Here is a 14,413-nt window from a genome sequence, read left to right as displayed (position 1 = left end):
ATCGTGCCCGCCCCTCTTGACCTTCACATCGATGTCAATGTTTACGGTACGGAGATGACCGCATCCACCGCAACCCTCCGATCGTCCGGGGCCCGCCGCCGCGGCGGCACGCCGCTGCTCCTCGCGCTGGGACTCACCCTGTTCGCCTCCGTCAGCACCGAGCTGCTGCCGCCCGCACTCATCCTCGGCATGTCGTCGACGCTCGGGGTGGACGCTGCGGCGGTCGGCGCGCTGGTCACGGTGTGGGCCGTGACGATCGTGGTCTGCACGGTCCCCGCGGTCCGGCTGACCCGCCGCCTCCCCCGCCGCGCTCTGCTGACCGCGTCCCTGCTGCTCTTCGCGGCCGCGACGCTGGTGGTCGCGCTCGTGCCGTCCTTCGCCGTCGTCGTCGCCGCCCGGATCGTCTCGGCACTCGCCGCCGCCGTGTCCTGGTCGGTCGTCTTCGCATATGTGCCGCGGCTGGTGCCGGAGGAGCGCCTGGGCAGGGCCATGGCCATCGTGCTCGGCGGCGGGACGCTGGCCTCCGTTCTCGGTGTCCCGATCGGCGCGGCGCTCGCCGCCGCCGGGGGATGGCAGTGGGCGTTCCTCGGTGCGGCCGTGCTGCTCGCCCTCTCGGCCGCGGCGCTCGCGCGCGGGCTGCCCGCGCTCGACCCGCCGGGCGACGACGGCCGGTCGCGCCGCGGCATCGACCGCAGCGCGATCCCGGTCGGCGCGCTGCTCGGCGCCGGCGCCCTGCTCCTGACCGGATACATGACCGTGTACGCCTTCATCGTCCCGGTGCTCGGCGCGGCAGGGGTGCGGCCGGTCCAGGCCAGCGCCGTGCTGCTGGCCGCGGGCATCGCCGGCGCCGTCGCCCTGGTGGCGGGCGGGGCGCTCGGCGACCGCTTCCCCGACGGGACGCTTCTGGTCCTCGTCGCCACCATCGCCGCCGGGGCCGTCCTGCTGGCCGTCGCTACGTCCCCTGGCGCTGCGATCGCCGGCGCGGTCGCCCTCGGCTTCGGGATCGGCGGCCTCCCTCCCGTCTTCCAGGCCCGGATCGCGCGCACGGCATCGCCCGCGTTCCGCGACCTGGCGGTGAGCCTGTTCGTGGTGATCCTGAACGTCGGGATCGCCGCGGGCTCGGCCACCGGCGCCGCCATCCTCGGCACCGGTGGCCTCGGCACCCTCGCGGTCGTGGCGTCGGCGCTGGCCGTGGCGGCGCTGCTCGCGTTCGCCCTGACCCTCGCCGTCACACGCCAGACGTCCCGTCGCCAGCGGCCGTGATTCGGCGTCGGGAGAAGTTGGGGTACTGTGCCCGAAGATGGTTACGCGTCGCTAGGGAGGATTGCACCAGGCATGATCGTGAACAGGCTGACAGTGGATGGCAAAGACTACTTCCTCCCCGACCCCGTCGACGACCTCCGTCGCCGGATCCTCGAAGCGGTCAAGAGCGGCGGCGACTACGTCAACATCCCCGGCCTGCGCGGTGGTCCCGGGCTCGACATCCTGTTCTCCCCCGGCATGCCCGTGACGTGGGTGAAGATGGACATCCCCGACGCCCCGGCCCCGGGTGAGTCCGACCACCTCTCCGTCTCCGGGCTCGACGGCTTCGACCTTTAGACGGCCGACCGGTTCTCCGCGGCCAGCCAGTCCTCCAGCTCGTACCGCGGCGCGGGACGGGCGATGTAGTAGCCCTGAGCGCGATCGCACCCCGCCTCGCGCACGAGCGCGAACTGCTGGGCGGTCTCGACGCCCTCCGCGACCACGCGCATCCCGCTCCGGTGCGCCGTGCGGACCACGCCGGCGATCGCGTCGAGGTCCCCCTCTGCAACGAGGCTGCGGTCGAGCTTTAGCTCGCCCGCGCGCAGTGCCGCGGCGCGCTCCAGCGAGGAGTGCCCGGAGCCGAAGTCGTCGATGGAGACGGTGACGCCCCAGTCCCGCACGATGTCGAGGCGCGCGGCCATCACGTAGGGGTCGCTCAGAAGCTCGGCCTCGGTGACCTCCAGGATGAGGTCGTCGGCCGGGATGCCGGAGTAGGCGAGCTCGCGCTCGAGTTCGTCGAAGAAGGCGTCGGTCGCCAGCTGGAGGGGCGACACGTTGACGGCGATGCCGAGGTCCTCGCCGCGGTCGTGCCACATCCTGCCGTAGCGGCAGCACTCCGCCAGCGAGAATCGGCCCAGGTCGTGGATGCTCCCCGTCGCCTCGGCGAGCGCGACGAAGTCGGAGGGCGGGATCGGGCCGAGCTCGTGATGGGTCCAGCGGCTCAGCCCCTCGAGGGCCACGACGCGTCCCGTCGCCAGGTCGATCTGCGGCTGGAAGACGACCTGGAGGCGCTGCTCGGCGATCGCGACGGACAGGTCGGCCGCGACGACCTCGCAGGTCGTCATCGCGCGTCTCCCAGAACGTCCATCCTCGTGATGATCGCCTCCCGGCGCCCGTCTGTCAACCGGAGCGCCCCGGATCGGTGTTCTCCCGGAATTCTGGGGTAGATTCGGGTGACCCGCGTCGTGCCGCGGCCCGAGGATGCGTTAGGAGTGCGTCGTGAGACCTGTCTCCGCAGACGATTTCCCCTGTGCTCTTGTGCGTCTGGATGCGGCCGGCGACATCGTCGAGGCGAACGAGCTGTTCCTGGACTGGACCGGGCTCGGCCGCGAGGACGCGCTCGGCCGACCCGCCGCCGCGATCGTCGACGTGCCGGACGCGCACAGCTCGGACCTCGGCGCCCTCCGCTGCGCGGACGGCTCGCAGCGCGCCGTCCTGGTCAGCCGCTCCCGCACCGCGGACGGGGAGCTGCTCGCCATCGCGGACGCGACCGCCCGGGCCGAGTACGAGGCGGAGTTGACGCGCACGTGGGCGCTGCAGGAACGAACCAGGATCCGCCTGGAGCTCGTCATCGAGGCGGCGATCGCCTTCTCGGCCGCGCACAGCGAGACCGAGCTCTCCGGCATCCTCGCCGGGACGGCGGCGCGCGCCTACCAGGCCGAGGAGTCCGCGGTCTTCCTTCTCGACGAACGCGGGACGTTCCGGCAGGTCGCGGGCACCAATCCGCTGGAGCACGCCATCCACACTCCGTCGCTGGTCTCCCAGTTCGCGGCGGCCGGCCACGTGGTCACCCTCAGCGGCGTGGCCGCGGCGGGCGCGTTCTCGCCCGCTCTCGCCCGTGCGTTCGAGGCGGCAGGCGTCCACTCGGTCCTCGTCGCCCCGATCCGGCACGACGACGAACTGTTCGGCGTCTTCGTCTGCTTCTTCCTGCACCCGCGCCAGTTCGACAACGAGGCCGCCCCGCTCGCCGACGCTCTCGCGGGCCAGGCAGCGCAGACGGCGACGAGCCTCCGGCTGCAGGAGCAGCTCGAGCACGCCGCGATGCACGACGAGGTCACCGGCCTGCCCAACCGCCGCCGCCTGGAGGCCCAGCTGCTCGAGTACCCGGCGAGCGCCACGCCGTCGGGTGCTGTCGCCGCGCTGTTCATCGACCTCGACGGCTTCAAGGCCGTCAACGACTCCTTCGGCCACCACGCCGGCGACCGGCTGCTGAGCGAGGTGGGTCTGCGCATCCGCCAGGCGGTCCGGCAGGACGACTTCGTCAGCCGCTACGGCGGGGACGAGTTCGTCGTCGTCTGCGAGGTCCCCGACGCCTCGTCCGCGCACGACGTCGCCGAGCGCATCCGCACCGCCATCGACGAGCCGTTCGCCGGGCTGCCGCCCGAGCTCGCGGTCCACGCCAGCATCGGCCTGGCCGTGGCGGAGAACACCGGCGCGGGCTGGAACCCCGACGGCCTCATCCGCCGCGCCGACCACGCGATGTACACGGCCAAGAACTCGGGCGGCAACCGGATCGTCCACGTCTCGACTGTCGGCTGACCCCCTGGCTCGGCCCGGGCGCGCGACCTGCTCAGCACCGAGCGGCTAGGAAGCGGCGCCTCCGAGGTTCAGCGCGCCCGAGCGGACGGCCGCGACGACGCCGCCGTCGACGAGCAGGTCCGTGCCGGTGATGAACGACGCGTTCGGGCCGAGGAGGAACTCCGCCGCCGACGCGATGTCCGTCGGTGTGCCGACGCGGCCGGTTCCCGACGCCGAGATCATCCCCCGCATCATCGCCCCGCTCTCGCCGGCCAGCTCCGCCTGTCCCATCGGCGTCGAGATGACGCCGGGGCTGATCGAGTTGACGCGAGCTCCCCGCTCGCCCCACGCCAGGCTGGCGGCCTGCACCCGGAGCTGATTCGCGCGCTTCGCGATCCCGTACGCGGCGCCGGCATCGGCGATGGCGCCCTCGGCGAGGAACGGCAGGGACAGGAGCTGGTCCGTCGGCGTGAGCGCGAGGGCGCTCTCGAGCTCGGCGGGCAGCCGGCCGGTCGCCATGGTGCCCGCCATGCTCGCGATGACCACGCCAGCGCCGCCCGGCGCGATCACGCGGGCGAACTCGTCCAGCCCGATCGCGACGCCGAGCAGGTCGACGTTCAGGATGGCGCCGACCGGCGCCTGCACCGGCGAGAGCCCCGCCGTGTGGACCACGGTCGTCACCCGGCCGAGCTCCGCCGCGCGGTCCGCCAGTGCGGCGACGGACGCGCGGGAGGACACGTCGACGCGCTGCGTGGTCACGGCGAAGCCGTCTCCACCGAGCGCCTCCGTGAGCCGGGTCAGCAGCTCTTCGTTGAAGTCACCGAGCAGCACCCGCCTGCCGGCTCCGATCCGCCGGGCGATCGTCTCGCCCATCCCACCCGCTCCGACGACGACGACGACTTCGTCCGACATGTGCTTCACCTTCCGAGAGGAATTATGAGACTCAGGGTCTCTGTATTCGCCGACGCTATCAGGTCGCGTAGTGTCGGTGCTATGCCACAGCGAGGACGTCCGCGCAACGAGCGCACCCGGGCGGACATCCTCGCGGCCGCGGGCGAGCTCCTCCGGGAGCAGGGCTACGACGCCGCCACCATCAGCGCGATCGCGGAGCGTGCCGGCGTCGGCAGGCAGACGGTGTACCGCAGGTGGCCGTCCAAGGCGGCGCTGTTCGCGGACGCGGTGCTGGGTGGCGCCACCGGCGTGGATGGGCCGGGCGGCCCCGCGAAGATCGGCTCCCTCGCGGAGTGGATCGGCCGCTTCGGCGGCGCCCTCGCGACTCCCGACTCCGCCGCCCTCGTGCGGGCGCTGACGGCCGCCGCGGCGGCGGACGCCGACGAGTCGGAGAAGCTCTACACCCAGCTCACGAAGCCGGCGCACGCCCAACTGGCCGACCTCCTCGAAGCGGCCGGCGGCTCAGAGCGTGCGGACGCCGAACTGCTCGCCGACGCGCTCCTCGGCGCCCTGCTCTTCCGGGCCCTGACCCGCGCCTCGATCGACGACGCCTACACCGCCCGCCTGGCGCGCCTGACCCTCGCTTCGCGGCGCGAGGAGTAGCCAGGCGGGCGCGTGCGGGCGCGCGTGTCAGCCGAGGGCGGCCGAGAGGTCCAGGCCGGCCAGGCGCTCGGGGTCGGCCAGGACGTCGAGGCCGACGATCCGTCCGTCGTCGCCCAGCTCGAAGGCCATCAGCGAGGCGACCCGGCCGTGCACGACGGCCGCCACACCCGGCCGGCCGCCGAGCAGGATCGGGATGGAGTGCGCGGCCAGGCGCGCGGCCGTCACCGCCGAGGCCGCGATCTCGTCCGCGCCGCGCAGGCGCACGACCGAGGACCCGTAGTCCGCATCCAGCACCGCGTCCGCGTCGAGCAGCGCGAGCAGGCTGCTCAGGTCGCCGTCCTGCACCGCCCGCAGCCACGCGTCCACCACCTCGCGCCCGCGCCTGCCGTCGGCTCGTGGGGCGGGCTCCGTGCCGCGCACGCGCCGCCGGGCCCGCGAGACCAGCTGTCTGGTCGCGGCCGGCGATCGGCCGATGGTCTCGGCGATCTCGTCGAACGGCTGCCCGAACACGTCGTGCAGCACGAAGGCCAGACGCTCCACGGGGGCCAGCAGGTCAAGAACGGTCATCAGCGCGACCGCGACGCGTTCGTTGTCGGCGGCGACGGAGGCGGGGTCCGGCTCGTCAGACGGACGCTCCTCCCACGCCTCGACGACCCAGCGGTCCGCCCTCGCGACCCGGGCCGAGCGGAGTACGTCCAGGCTCAGCCGCGAGACGACCGTCGTCAGCCATGCGTCCAGGTTCTCGATCGAGTCGGCGTCCGCCAGTGCGAGCTTCAGCCACGCGTCCTGCAGCACGTCGTCCGCTTCGGCGGCGGAGCCGAGCAACCGGGTCGCGACGGCGCGCAGCCGCGGGCGCCTGAGCTCGAAGGCGGCGGCGAGGGTATCCGGATCGATGGTCATGTCACATTCTCCTTCTGCGATGCGTCGTCATGTCGACGGGGCAGCCGGCCCCGATGTGACGAAGGAGCGATCATGTCCAGCACCGTTCTCGTGACCGGAGGCACCGGAAACCTCGGCCGCCACACCGTCCCGCTGCTCTCCGCCCGGGGCTGCGGCGTCCGCATCCTCACCCGTCACCCGCGCACCGCCGCGGACGGCGTCGAGTACGCCGGGGGCGACACCGTGGCGGGCGACGGCCTCGCGGAGGCGATGGAAGGGATGGACGTCGTGCTGCACCTGGCCGGCGGGCCGAAGGGCGACGACGTCGCCACCCGCAATGTCGCCGAGGCCGCCCGCGCCGCCGGGGTCGGCCACCTGCTGCTGATCTCGGTGATCGGGGCGGACGCGGTGCCGATCGGCTACTTCCGGCGCAAGGCGGAGTCCGAGCGCATCCTCGCCGACTCCGGCGTGCCGTGGACGGTGCTGCGGGCGGCGCAGTTCCACGAGTTCGCGCACGGGATGGTCCGCGGGATCGCCAAGCTGCCGGTGGTGCCCGTGCTGAAGGACGTGCGGCTGGAACCGGTGGCGGTCCAGGATGTGGCCGCCCGGCTCGCGGAGCTGACGGTGGGGCCGCCGCAGGGTCTCGTCGCCGACCTCGCCGGTCCGGAGGTGCTCCCGCTCGAGACGCTCATCGACGACCTGCCCGGCCGGCGGCGCCCGCACCTGCGCATCGCCGTGCCGGGCGCGGTCGGGCACGCCTACCGGTCGGAGGCGAACCTCGCGGGTCCGGAAGCGACCAGGGGCACGGGCACGTGGAGGGAGTATCTGGCCGCGCTCCCGGCCGCCGCGGCGTGAACTGTGGGACGGTGGAGGGGTGACGTCTTCACAGAGCCTGAGCGACACCGACCGCCGCACGGTCGCGTCGTGGGCCGCGGACTGCGCGGAACACGTCGTGCACCTGTTCGAGGAGCACTCCCCCGGGAACCCCGTCCCCCGCGAGGCCATCGACCGCGTCCGCGCCTACGCCCGCGGCGAGCTCTCCGCCGCCGAGGAGATCAAACGGCGGTTCGTCGCCGGTCGCGCCGCCTCGGGCGTCGACGACCCAGCGGCCGCCGCGGCCGCTCGCGCCGCCGCACAGGCGGCCGCCGTCGCGCACATGGGCGCCCACGCCCTGGGGGCGGCCGCCTACGCGGCGAAGGCGGCCGCCCTGGCCGCCCCGGAGGACGCGCACGCGCTCGACGACGAGGTCGGCTGGCAGCTCGACCGGATGACGGACGAGGTCCGCCGCGCGCTCGCCCGCCTTCCCGCGCTCGGCGAGGACGCGGCAGGGCCTCTGGGATCGGGACTGCTCGCCTCCGGGACGCTCGGCGAGGTCATCCGCGCGATCCAGGCGGACCTGAGGAGGCCGCGCCCGGCGGCGCGGTAGTCAGCGCGCGAGCATCCTGGCGCGCTGTGCGACCAGCTCGTCGTAGCTGCCGTTCCTCTCGGCCCAACGGTGCATCTGCACGCCCTGCACCAGGATCTGGTTCGGGGTCGGCTCCTGCTCGAGGAGGTCCATGACCTCGGTCGCGAAGTCGTCAAGGTCGAGCGCGTGCGGGTTGACCTTCTCCTGACCCGCCGTCGCCACCGCGGGCGGCACCAGCTCGACGACGTCGACCCCGCTCCCCGCGAGCTGCACGCGCAGAGCCTCCGAGTAGGCGTGCACGCCGGCCTTGGACGCGGCGTAGCTCGCCATCGGCGGGAACGGGAGGTACGCGATCCCGGAGGTCACGGTCACGATCGTGCCCCCGCCGCGGCCGATCAGGTGCGGCGTGAACGCGTCGATCACGCGGATGGTGCCGAGCAGGTTGGTCTCGACGGTCAGCTCCGCCGCCGGGAAGTGCGCGGGGTCGCGCAGGTCCTCCAGCAGCATGACTCCAGACATGGTCACGACCGTGTCCAGTCCGGGATGCGCGGCCAGCACGGCGTCGCGCGCCTGAGCGACAGACGCCGGGTCCGTCACGTCGATGCGGACCGTGCCGAAACCCTCCGCGCCCAGTTCCGCGAGGGCGTCGTCGTCGCGGCCGCCGACCACCACCGTGCTCCCGGCGGCGGCGAACCGGCGCGCGAGCTCGCGCCCGATGCCGGAGGTGCCGCCCGCGATGAAGACGGTGCGTGTGCTGATGTCCATGGGATGTGCCTTTCGTCTCGTCCCCGGCGCCTCACCGGGGGCTCGTGATCGAGTCTCCGGCGGCGCCGGCGGACGCGGCAGAGCCCCGTCGTTCCGGGGGTCCGGCAGGGCATCCCCAGGGCGCCGAGCGGCGGGTTAGCGTGGCAGCATGACCGATGAGGACAGGACGAACCGGCTCGGCGCCTACCTGCGCGCGCGCCGCGACCTGGTCACCCCCGCGCAGGCCGGGCTGCCGGCGGGCGACAACCGCCGGGTGCCGGGGCTCCGCCGGGAGGAGGTCGCGATGCTCGCGGGCATCAGCGCCGACTACTACCTGCGCCTGGAGCGGGGACGGGACGCGAACCCGTCCGTGCAGGTGCTGGAGTCGCTCGCCCGCGTTCTGCAGCTCGACGACGTCGAGCGGGCGTACCTGATCGGGCTCGGCTCCGGCCGGCCGCGCACGACCCGCAGGCGCACGGAGGAGCGCGTGCCGGAGCGGCTGCACCACTTGCTGGCGAACCTCGGCGTCCCGGCGTTCGTGGAGGGCCGCTCGTTCGACGTGCTCGCCTCCAACGCGCTCGCCGTCGCGCTCTCGCCCCGGTTGCGTCCGGGACACAACCGGCTGCGCTCGCTGCTGCTCGACCCGGAGGAGCAGGCCTTCCAGCGCGACTGGACCGCCGCCACCGGCGGGATCGTCGCCGCCCTCCGGGCGAACATCGGGGACGACGTCGACGACCCGCGCTTCGTCGAGCTGGTGGGAGAGCTCGCGATCTCGAGCGAGCGCTTCCGGGCGCTCTGGGCGCGCCACGACGTCCGGAACCTGGAGGGCGGCACGGCCCTGCTGGACCACCCGGTGGTCGGCGAGCTGCGGCTGCACCGCGACAAGCTCCCCGTCGACGACGTCATCCTCGTGGTCTATTACCCCGATGCCGGCAGCGAGAGCGACGAGAAGCTGCGGCTGCTCGCGGGACTCGCGCAGTCGATCGATGCGACGCAGCCGCCGGCGCACGCCGTGGACGAGGAGCCGGGCCTCCGCGGCTAGAAACGGGGTTACGCGACGCCCCGGCGCTGGTGCACGATGGTGGCACTGCCGAAGGGAGCGGGCGATGCAGGTCTCGAGGGACGCGATCGCACGGAGGATCATCGACGAGATCGGCGCCGACGGCCCGGACGCGATCGGCTCGACGATGCTCGGCGCGATCGTGACCGGCGTCGCTCTCGCGGTCGGCGAGGACGACGTGAAGTACCTCGGCGCGGCCCTCCGCCGGTCGGAGCAGGTGCTGAGCGTCCACGTCGGCGTGTTCACGGCCGGGACCATCGTCACGGTCGAGGCGATGCTCTCGACGCAGAGCGGGCAGTCCGATGTGATCACCCGCGTCCACCGGCGCACCGACCTCGAACGCCTCGAGGTCGCGGGAGGGACCCCCTCCTTCCAGGCGGACGACCTCGCTGAGTGGCCGGGCCGGTTCACCGTCCGTGCGGTCTACCGGGACGGGCTGGAGCTCGTCATCCCGATGAGCGAGGCGGACACCCCGCAGAAGCGCAACTCGGTCTGGACGATCCTCAACGGGTTGAGGGAGGACCTGGGCGGCGGCCGCTGACCGGCGCGCCCCGCCGGCGCCGGAGCAGGGAGGCGACGACCCCGGCCGCGAAGAGCGCGGCGGCGAGCACCAGCCCGCCGGTCGGGTCGCTCCCCGTGCCGGGGAGGTCGCCGGCCGGCGTGGCCGGAGGCGCGGGAGGGGGCGACGGGGCCGGACCGGGAGCGTCGGCCCACACGGCGTACAGGGTGAGGTCGGCGGTGAGGGTGGAGACCACCAGCCGGTCGTAGGCGGGGTCCGGGGACGTCGCGGACGGCGAGGTCGCCCAGCCGAGGAAGTCGGTACCGGGACCGGTGAAGCGCAGATCGGAGGCGCCCGGGTAGGTGATCGAGGCCCCCGGCGGGCCGTCCCACGCCGTCGACGCACCGAGGCCGCCGTTCTCGCGGAAGGTCACCGTGAACCGGGGGTCCGGGTTCGCGTAGGCGGCGGTCAGCGTCACGGAGCCGGCGCCGAACCGGACGGTCCGGCCCGCCTGGTAGAGGCCGTCGCCCGGCACCGGGCTGGTGATGATGCGCATCGCGGCGGCGCCGGCGACCGGACGCCACCCGACGAAGACTTCGTCTCCGCGCCGCAGCGACGCACCGTCGGCGACGATCGCGCTGGAGCCGGCGTCGTAGCGGTACGGGTCGCGCGGGGCCGCCCCCGACGTGTTCCCGTCGCCGTCGTAGAGCATCGGGAACGGCGCCGCGGCCGGCTGCTGCCAGCGCGCGTAGAGGCGCAGGTCGCCACCGACCGGGGTGTCGAAGTCGTACGGGACGAAGAAGCCGTCCGCGGTGCGCTGGAACCAGCCGACGAAGGACTGGCTGTCCGGCTGCGGCGGGAGTGGGGCGGGCTCGGTCGCGGTGCCCTGGTCCTCCACCGTCTGGGTGAGGCCAACGATGGGATCGGGCGCGGACGGGTGGTCGTAGAACTGCACGGTGTGCGGGTCGTTCAGCCACTTGGCGTACAGCACGAGGTTGCTCGGCGGCATCGTGGCGCCGTCGAAGCCGAACGGCACGTTGAACTCCGAGTCGGTGTACCAGCCCTGGAACACGTCGTTGCCGCGTGTCGGGTCGTCGGGGGCGAGCTGCCCCAGCGAGCCCTCGTAGGGGATGCCGGAGACCGGCGGGATGGCCGTGCCGCCTCCCGTGACGAAGCTCAGCGTGTAGACGTTGCGGCTGTAGAACTGGTAGCGATACCTGTCGTTGATGTTGCCGCTGTTCTTCAGCTGATAGAGCCGATTCGTCGGCGCGTCGAGCTGGAAGTAGTTGCCGACCGTCGCGGCCCCGGTGCCATAGCCGACGTACGAGGTGAAGCCCTCGATCGGGCTCGCGACCTGCCTGTCGCCCGTCGTGGCCCAGTACCAGGCCGTCCGGAACTGCGAGAAGACCTGGTGCCCTGCCGGGATCTCGGCCCTGACCGTCGTCTTGTCGTTGTTGTAGAGGGTGGCGACGTGCAGCGGGTCGTTGGGGGTCCCGTCCGGGCCGATCACCGCGTCCGGGGCGGCGATCGACTGGTCGACCGTCTCGGTGTACACGAACCGCTGGGTCAGGTTCTGGGTCCTGCTCGCGGCCATCGCGCCGCTCAGCGATGTGGTCCTGGCGGTCAGGTCCACAGACCTCGTGTCCGCATACGCCCCGGTGTACGTGGCGTTGAAGACATCCGGCGTGACCTGCTGCGGACCCCAGCCGCGGAGCACGCAGCTCTGGTTCTGGGTGCCGGTGTCGAGGGCGGTGATGAGTTCCGAGCCGTCGGTCTGCGACAGGGAGACCGGCGCGACGTTCGCCGCCTTCATGTCGAAGCCGATCTTCTCGCGCACGGAGAACGTCCCGAGGAGCTGGCCGCCGCCCGGCTGCGTCGACTGGTAGTAGGTGGTCCCTCCGACGGTCATGGTGACGTCGTAGGTCCCCGTGCGAGCGCACGGCGTCGACGTGTTGAGCGTGCCGCCCGGGCTGATCAGCGCGAAGTCCGCCCGCCACAGCGCCCTGGTCAGGTACACGTTGACGACCGTGGATCCGTCACCCTTCACCGTGACGTCCTGCTGGCTGACGGCCAGGTCGGCGAACGTCATCGGATCGGGCTGCACACTCGCGGGATCCAGCTGCGCTCGCACCAGACCCTGGATCGAGGCGGGGACGTCGCTCTTGGCCGCGGGGCCGCTCACAGTCGTCCCCGCGACGGCGGTGGCGGTGATGTCGTCGAGGAAGTCGTAGGTGGCCGGATTCGCCAGCTGGGCGGGACTGAGGGCGCCGTCGGCCGCTCCCCACGCGGGCGGCGTCCCTCCCGCCGGGGTGAACACGGGCGCGGGATACCCGGCGGGCACCACGTTCGCCTTCTCCAGCCAATAGCTGACGTGGTAGTCCACGCTGTCCCCGCTCCATCCGGCGTAGAGGGTCGTCGTCGCCGTGATCGGGAAGACGACCGGCCGGCTGCGCGCCGCGTCCTCCCACCACTGCGTGAATGTGTAGCCGGTGCGCGTCGGCGGAGAGACGGCGGCGAGGTCGGCCGCGGTGAACTCGGTATCGGGTTCGAGGACGAACTCCGGCTCGACCGCCGTCCCGTCCGTCACGAACGAGACGGCGAAGCCGGCGGCGAAGAGCGGGACGAGCCGCAGGTTCGCGGTGACCGGCGACGAGAAGTCGTACGGCGTCCGCGTTGCGTCGCCCTGCCGGAACCAGTCGCCGGTGAACACCTGGCCCTCCGGAACCTGTGACACGTCGGGCGCGATGTCGCCGAGCGGAGCGCCGTCGGCCACCTCGTCGGCGTCGATGACGTGCCGCGCGTCGGACCCGGACGGCCCGGCGAGGAACTGCGCGACGTGGGTGTCGGTGAAGCGCGCGTCGACCACCAGATCGGAGGTGACAACGGTCGTCACGAAGTCGAAGGGCACGACCGAGCCGCCCGACTCCGTCACCCAGCCGTCGAAGACGCCGTCGGCCGCGGGCGGGGCGGGTTGCCGCGGCGCGTGGCCGCCGTCGACGACCAGCACGCTCGCTACGGTGCGGCCGAGCGAGCGGAAGGTCACGGTGTGGACGTTCCAGATTCCGGGATCCGTCGCGCTGCCGGCGGGCGCGGAGGCCGGTGCGGCGGCCGCTGCGGTCGCGGGCACGACGACGAGCGCGGGCGCGAGCAGACCGAGGAGCAGCCCGGCGACGAGCGCCCCGGCAGCCGCTCCCGGTCTCCTCACGCGATATCCCCCTCCGTCATCGCATACGGACCGGCCCAGTGTGCACCATTCGGGGGGTGGGCGGCCAGACCCGTTCTGCGGAGCCACTGGCCGCTCCACGCGAGGCGGCAGTATCCTTCCGCTGACGTCAGGGGGACGCGCGTGGCAGAGCTGCTGGTCGACTACATCACCTCTCTGGACGGCTTCGGCTCGGCCGAGGGCTGGCCCGGCCTGTGGGGAATGGGCGGTCCGGAGTACTTCGAGATGCTGGCCGCCGAGGCCGAGCGGGAGTACACCGTGCTGCTCGGCACGCGCACGTACCGACTGTTCGCGGAGTTCGCCCGCACCGGCGCCGAGGACATGGCCGAGCTGACCGCGCGACCCAAGATCGTCTTCTCGCGCACGCTGACCGAGCCGCTGGAGTGGGCGAACACAAGCCTGGTCGCGGGCGACGCCGTGGAGGCGGTGCGGGAGCTGAAGCGAACGGGGATCGAGCTGCGCACGATCGGCAGCCCCAGCCTGAGCCGCTCCCTGCTGCGGGCGGGGCTCGTCGACCGCTACCGGGTGGTGGTCTTCCCGGTCGTCAACGGGGCGTCGGGCGCCGACCGCATCTACGACGGCTGGCCGGATGTCGTCATGGAGTCCACCTCCATCCGGGTGCTGGACGGCCGGCTGGTGCTCTACGAGGCGGTGCCGCGGGTGCTCGACGCACCTCCGGGCCCGGGTGCGGCATGACGCTGCGGCTGGAGCGCTGGAGCGAGGACGACCTGCCGCTGCTGGAGGCGGCCAACACTCCCGAGATGACCAGGCACCTGGTCGGACCGGAGACGCCCGCACAGGTCGCCGACCGGCACGCCCGGTACCTGCGCGGCTGGGAGACCGGGGAGTCGCGGATGTTCCGGATCGTGGACGACGACCGCGTGGTCGGCTCGATCGGCTGGTGGTCGACACGGTGGAGGGACGCGGACGTGCACGAGACCGGCTGGTTCGTCCTGCCGGAGGCACAGGGACACGGGTTCGCGGCGGCGGCCGTCCCGCTGGTCGTCGACGATGTGCGCCGACACGGCCGGTACCCGCTTCTCATGGCGTTCCCGAATGTCGAGAACCCGGCGTCGAACCGGGTGTGCGAGCGGTCCGGCTTCACGCTGGCCGGGGACGAGGACATCCCGTTCCGCGGCGCCACGCTGCACCTGAACGTCTGGACGATGGCGCTGGCGCTGCCGCGCGACCGGGCGTAGGCGCCCGAGGCGACCTGGACGGAGGCGGCTC

At 73.0% G+C, this 14,413-nt stretch carries 15 protein-coding genes; 10 read left to right on the top strand and 5 right to left on the bottom strand.

Going from position 1 to position 14,413, the window contains the following annotated elements; translation table 11 throughout:
- Positions 1-54: 54 nt before the first annotated feature.
- Together AAME72_RS10435 and AAME72_RS10430 are read left to right on the top strand one after the other, a co-directional pair.
- The gene (locus AAME72_RS10435; RefSeq protein WP_348786497.1) at positions 55-1,263 is read left to right on the top strand and encodes an MFS transporter; all 1,209 of its coding nucleotides are present in this window, start codon (positions 55-57) and stop codon (positions 1,261-1,263) included.
- Positions 1,264-1,335: 72 nt separating this feature from the next.
- A complete protein-coding gene (locus AAME72_RS10430; protein WP_348786496.1) occupies positions 1,336-1,599 on the top strand; it encodes a hypothetical protein in 264 nt (87 codons plus the stop codon).
- Here the strand turns inward: AAME72_RS10430 and AAME72_RS10425 are convergent.
- Positions 1,596-2,366: an EAL domain-containing protein gene (locus AAME72_RS10425; RefSeq protein WP_348786495.1), complete on the bottom strand. Its 771-nt coding sequence runs from the start codon at positions 2,364-2,366 to the stop codon at positions 1,596-1,598. The genes AAME72_RS10430 and AAME72_RS10425 overlap by 4 nt on opposite strands.
- Positions 2,367-2,520: 154 nt before the next feature.
- Here AAME72_RS10425 and AAME72_RS10420 point away from each other — a divergent pair, with 154 nt between their 5' ends.
- Positions 2,521-3,840 (top strand): diguanylate cyclase, encoded by a 1,320-nt coding sequence (locus tag AAME72_RS10420; RefSeq protein WP_348786494.1) that lies wholly within the window; start codon positions 2,521-2,523, stop codon positions 3,838-3,840.
- Between the two features lie 45 nt (positions 3,841-3,885).
- Here the strand turns inward: AAME72_RS10420 and AAME72_RS10415 are convergent, their stop codons facing one another.
- Positions 3,886-4,731: an SDR family oxidoreductase gene (locus AAME72_RS10415; protein WP_348786493.1), complete on the bottom strand. Its 846-nt coding sequence runs from the start codon at positions 4,729-4,731 to the stop codon at positions 3,886-3,888.
- 81 nt (positions 4,732-4,812) lie between these two features.
- On the opposite strand from AAME72_RS10415, the gene AAME72_RS10410 reads away from it, so the two are divergent.
- Complete coding sequence (locus AAME72_RS10410) at positions 4,813-5,373, top strand: helix-turn-helix domain-containing protein (protein WP_348786492.1); 561 nt, start codon at positions 4,813-4,815, stop codon at positions 5,371-5,373.
- A gap of 27 nt (positions 5,374-5,400) precedes the next feature.
- Here the strand turns inward: AAME72_RS10410 and AAME72_RS10405 are convergent, their stop codons facing one another.
- The gene (locus AAME72_RS10405) at positions 5,401-6,273 is read right to left on the bottom strand and encodes a sigma-70 family RNA polymerase sigma factor (RefSeq protein WP_348786491.1); all 873 of its coding nucleotides are present in this window, start codon (positions 6,271-6,273) and stop codon (positions 5,401-5,403) included.
- A 72-nt stretch (positions 6,274-6,345) separates the two neighbouring features.
- On the opposite strand from AAME72_RS10405, the gene AAME72_RS10400 reads away from it, so the two are divergent.
- On the top strand, positions 6,346-7,107 hold the full coding sequence (locus AAME72_RS10400) for an NAD(P)H-binding protein (protein ID WP_348786490.1): 762 nt from the start codon (positions 6,346-6,348) through the stop codon (positions 7,105-7,107).
- Positions 7,108-7,126: 19 nt separating this feature from the next.
- Positions 7,127-7,678: a putative immunity protein gene (locus tag AAME72_RS10395; RefSeq protein WP_348786489.1), complete on the top strand. Its 552-nt coding sequence runs from the start codon at positions 7,127-7,129 to the stop codon at positions 7,676-7,678.
- On the opposite strand, the gene AAME72_RS10390 is transcribed toward AAME72_RS10395, so the two are convergent.
- Entirely contained in the window at positions 7,679-8,422 is a 744-nt protein-coding gene (locus AAME72_RS10390) for an SDR family NAD(P)-dependent oxidoreductase (protein WP_348786488.1), read from the bottom strand.
- 148 nt (positions 8,423-8,570) lie between these two features.
- Here AAME72_RS10390 and AAME72_RS10385 point away from each other — a divergent pair, with 148 nt between their 5' ends.
- Both AAME72_RS10385 and AAME72_RS10380 read left to right on the top strand, forming a co-directional pair.
- Complete coding sequence (locus tag AAME72_RS10385) at positions 8,571-9,443, top strand: helix-turn-helix transcriptional regulator (RefSeq protein ID WP_348786487.1); 873 nt, start codon at positions 8,571-8,573, stop codon at positions 9,441-9,443.
- A 64-nt stretch (positions 9,444-9,507) separates the two neighbouring features.
- Complete coding sequence (locus AAME72_RS10380) at positions 9,508-10,002, top strand: hypothetical protein (protein ID WP_348786486.1); 495 nt, start codon at positions 9,508-9,510, stop codon at positions 10,000-10,002.
- On the opposite strand, the gene AAME72_RS10375 is transcribed toward AAME72_RS10380, so the two are convergent.
- On the bottom strand, positions 9,965-13,165 hold the full coding sequence (locus AAME72_RS10375) for an InlB B-repeat-containing protein (RefSeq protein ID WP_348786485.1): 3,201 nt from the start codon (positions 13,163-13,165) through the stop codon (positions 9,965-9,967). The genes AAME72_RS10380 and AAME72_RS10375 overlap by 38 nt on opposite strands.
- A 141-nt stretch (positions 13,166-13,306) precedes the next feature.
- Here AAME72_RS10375 and AAME72_RS10370 point away from each other — a divergent pair, with 141 nt between their 5' ends.
- Complete coding sequence (locus tag AAME72_RS10370; RefSeq protein WP_348786484.1) at positions 13,307-13,879, top strand: dihydrofolate reductase family protein; 573 nt, start codon at positions 13,307-13,309, stop codon at positions 13,877-13,879.
- Positions 13,876-14,382 (top strand): GNAT family N-acetyltransferase, encoded by a 507-nt coding sequence (locus AAME72_RS10365; protein ID WP_348786483.1) that lies wholly within the window; start codon positions 13,876-13,878, stop codon positions 14,380-14,382. Before AAME72_RS10370 ends, AAME72_RS10365 begins: the two co-directional genes overlap by 4 nt.
- The last annotated feature ends 31 nt before the right edge of the window (positions 14,383-14,413 follow it).

It is taken from the genome of Leifsonia sp. NPDC080035, from assembly GCF_040050925.1.
Lineage (GTDB): Bacteria > Actinomycetota > Actinomycetes > Actinomycetales > Microbacteriaceae > Leifsonia.
Note: the sequence above shows the minus strand (reverse complement) of the source record. Positions and strands in the feature narration are given on the sequence as shown.

Bases quoted from the DNA above. Each gene is read 5' to 3' on its own strand.
- AAME72_RS10390 (WP_348786488.1), bottom strand. From the start codon at position 8,422: ATGGACATCAGCACACGCACCGTCTTCATCGCGGGCGGCACCTCCGGC.
- AAME72_RS10425 (WP_348786495.1), bottom strand. From the start codon at position 2,366: ATGACGACCTGCGAGGTCGTCGCGGCCGACCTGTCCGTCGCGATCGCC.
- AAME72_RS10435 (WP_348786497.1), top strand. From the start codon at position 55: ATGACCGCATCCACCGCAACCCTCCGATCGTCCGGGGCCCGCCGCCGC.
- AAME72_RS10385 (WP_348786487.1), top strand. From the start codon at position 8,571: ATGACCGATGAGGACAGGACGAACCGGCTCGGCGCCTACCTGCGCGCG.
- AAME72_RS10365 (WP_348786483.1), top strand. From the start codon at position 13,876: ATGACGCTGCGGCTGGAGCGCTGGAGCGAGGACGACCTGCCGCTGCTG.
- AAME72_RS10380 (WP_348786486.1), top strand. From the start codon at position 9,508: ATGCAGGTCTCGAGGGACGCGATCGCACGGAGGATCATCGACGAGATC.
- AAME72_RS10405 (WP_348786491.1), bottom strand. From the start codon at position 6,273: ATGACCATCGATCCGGATACCCTCGCCGCCGCCTTCGAGCTCAGGCGC.
- AAME72_RS10400 (WP_348786490.1), top strand. From the start codon at position 6,346: ATGTCCAGCACCGTTCTCGTGACCGGAGGCACCGGAAACCTCGGCCGC.
- AAME72_RS10430 (WP_348786496.1), top strand. From the start codon at position 1,336: ATGATCGTGAACAGGCTGACAGTGGATGGCAAAGACTACTTCCTCCCC.
- AAME72_RS10410 (WP_348786492.1), top strand. From the start codon at position 4,813: ATGCCACAGCGAGGACGTCCGCGCAACGAGCGCACCCGGGCGGACATC.
- AAME72_RS10415 (WP_348786493.1), bottom strand. From the start codon at position 4,731: ATGTCGGACGAAGTCGTCGTCGTCGTCGGAGCGGGTGGGATGGGCGAG.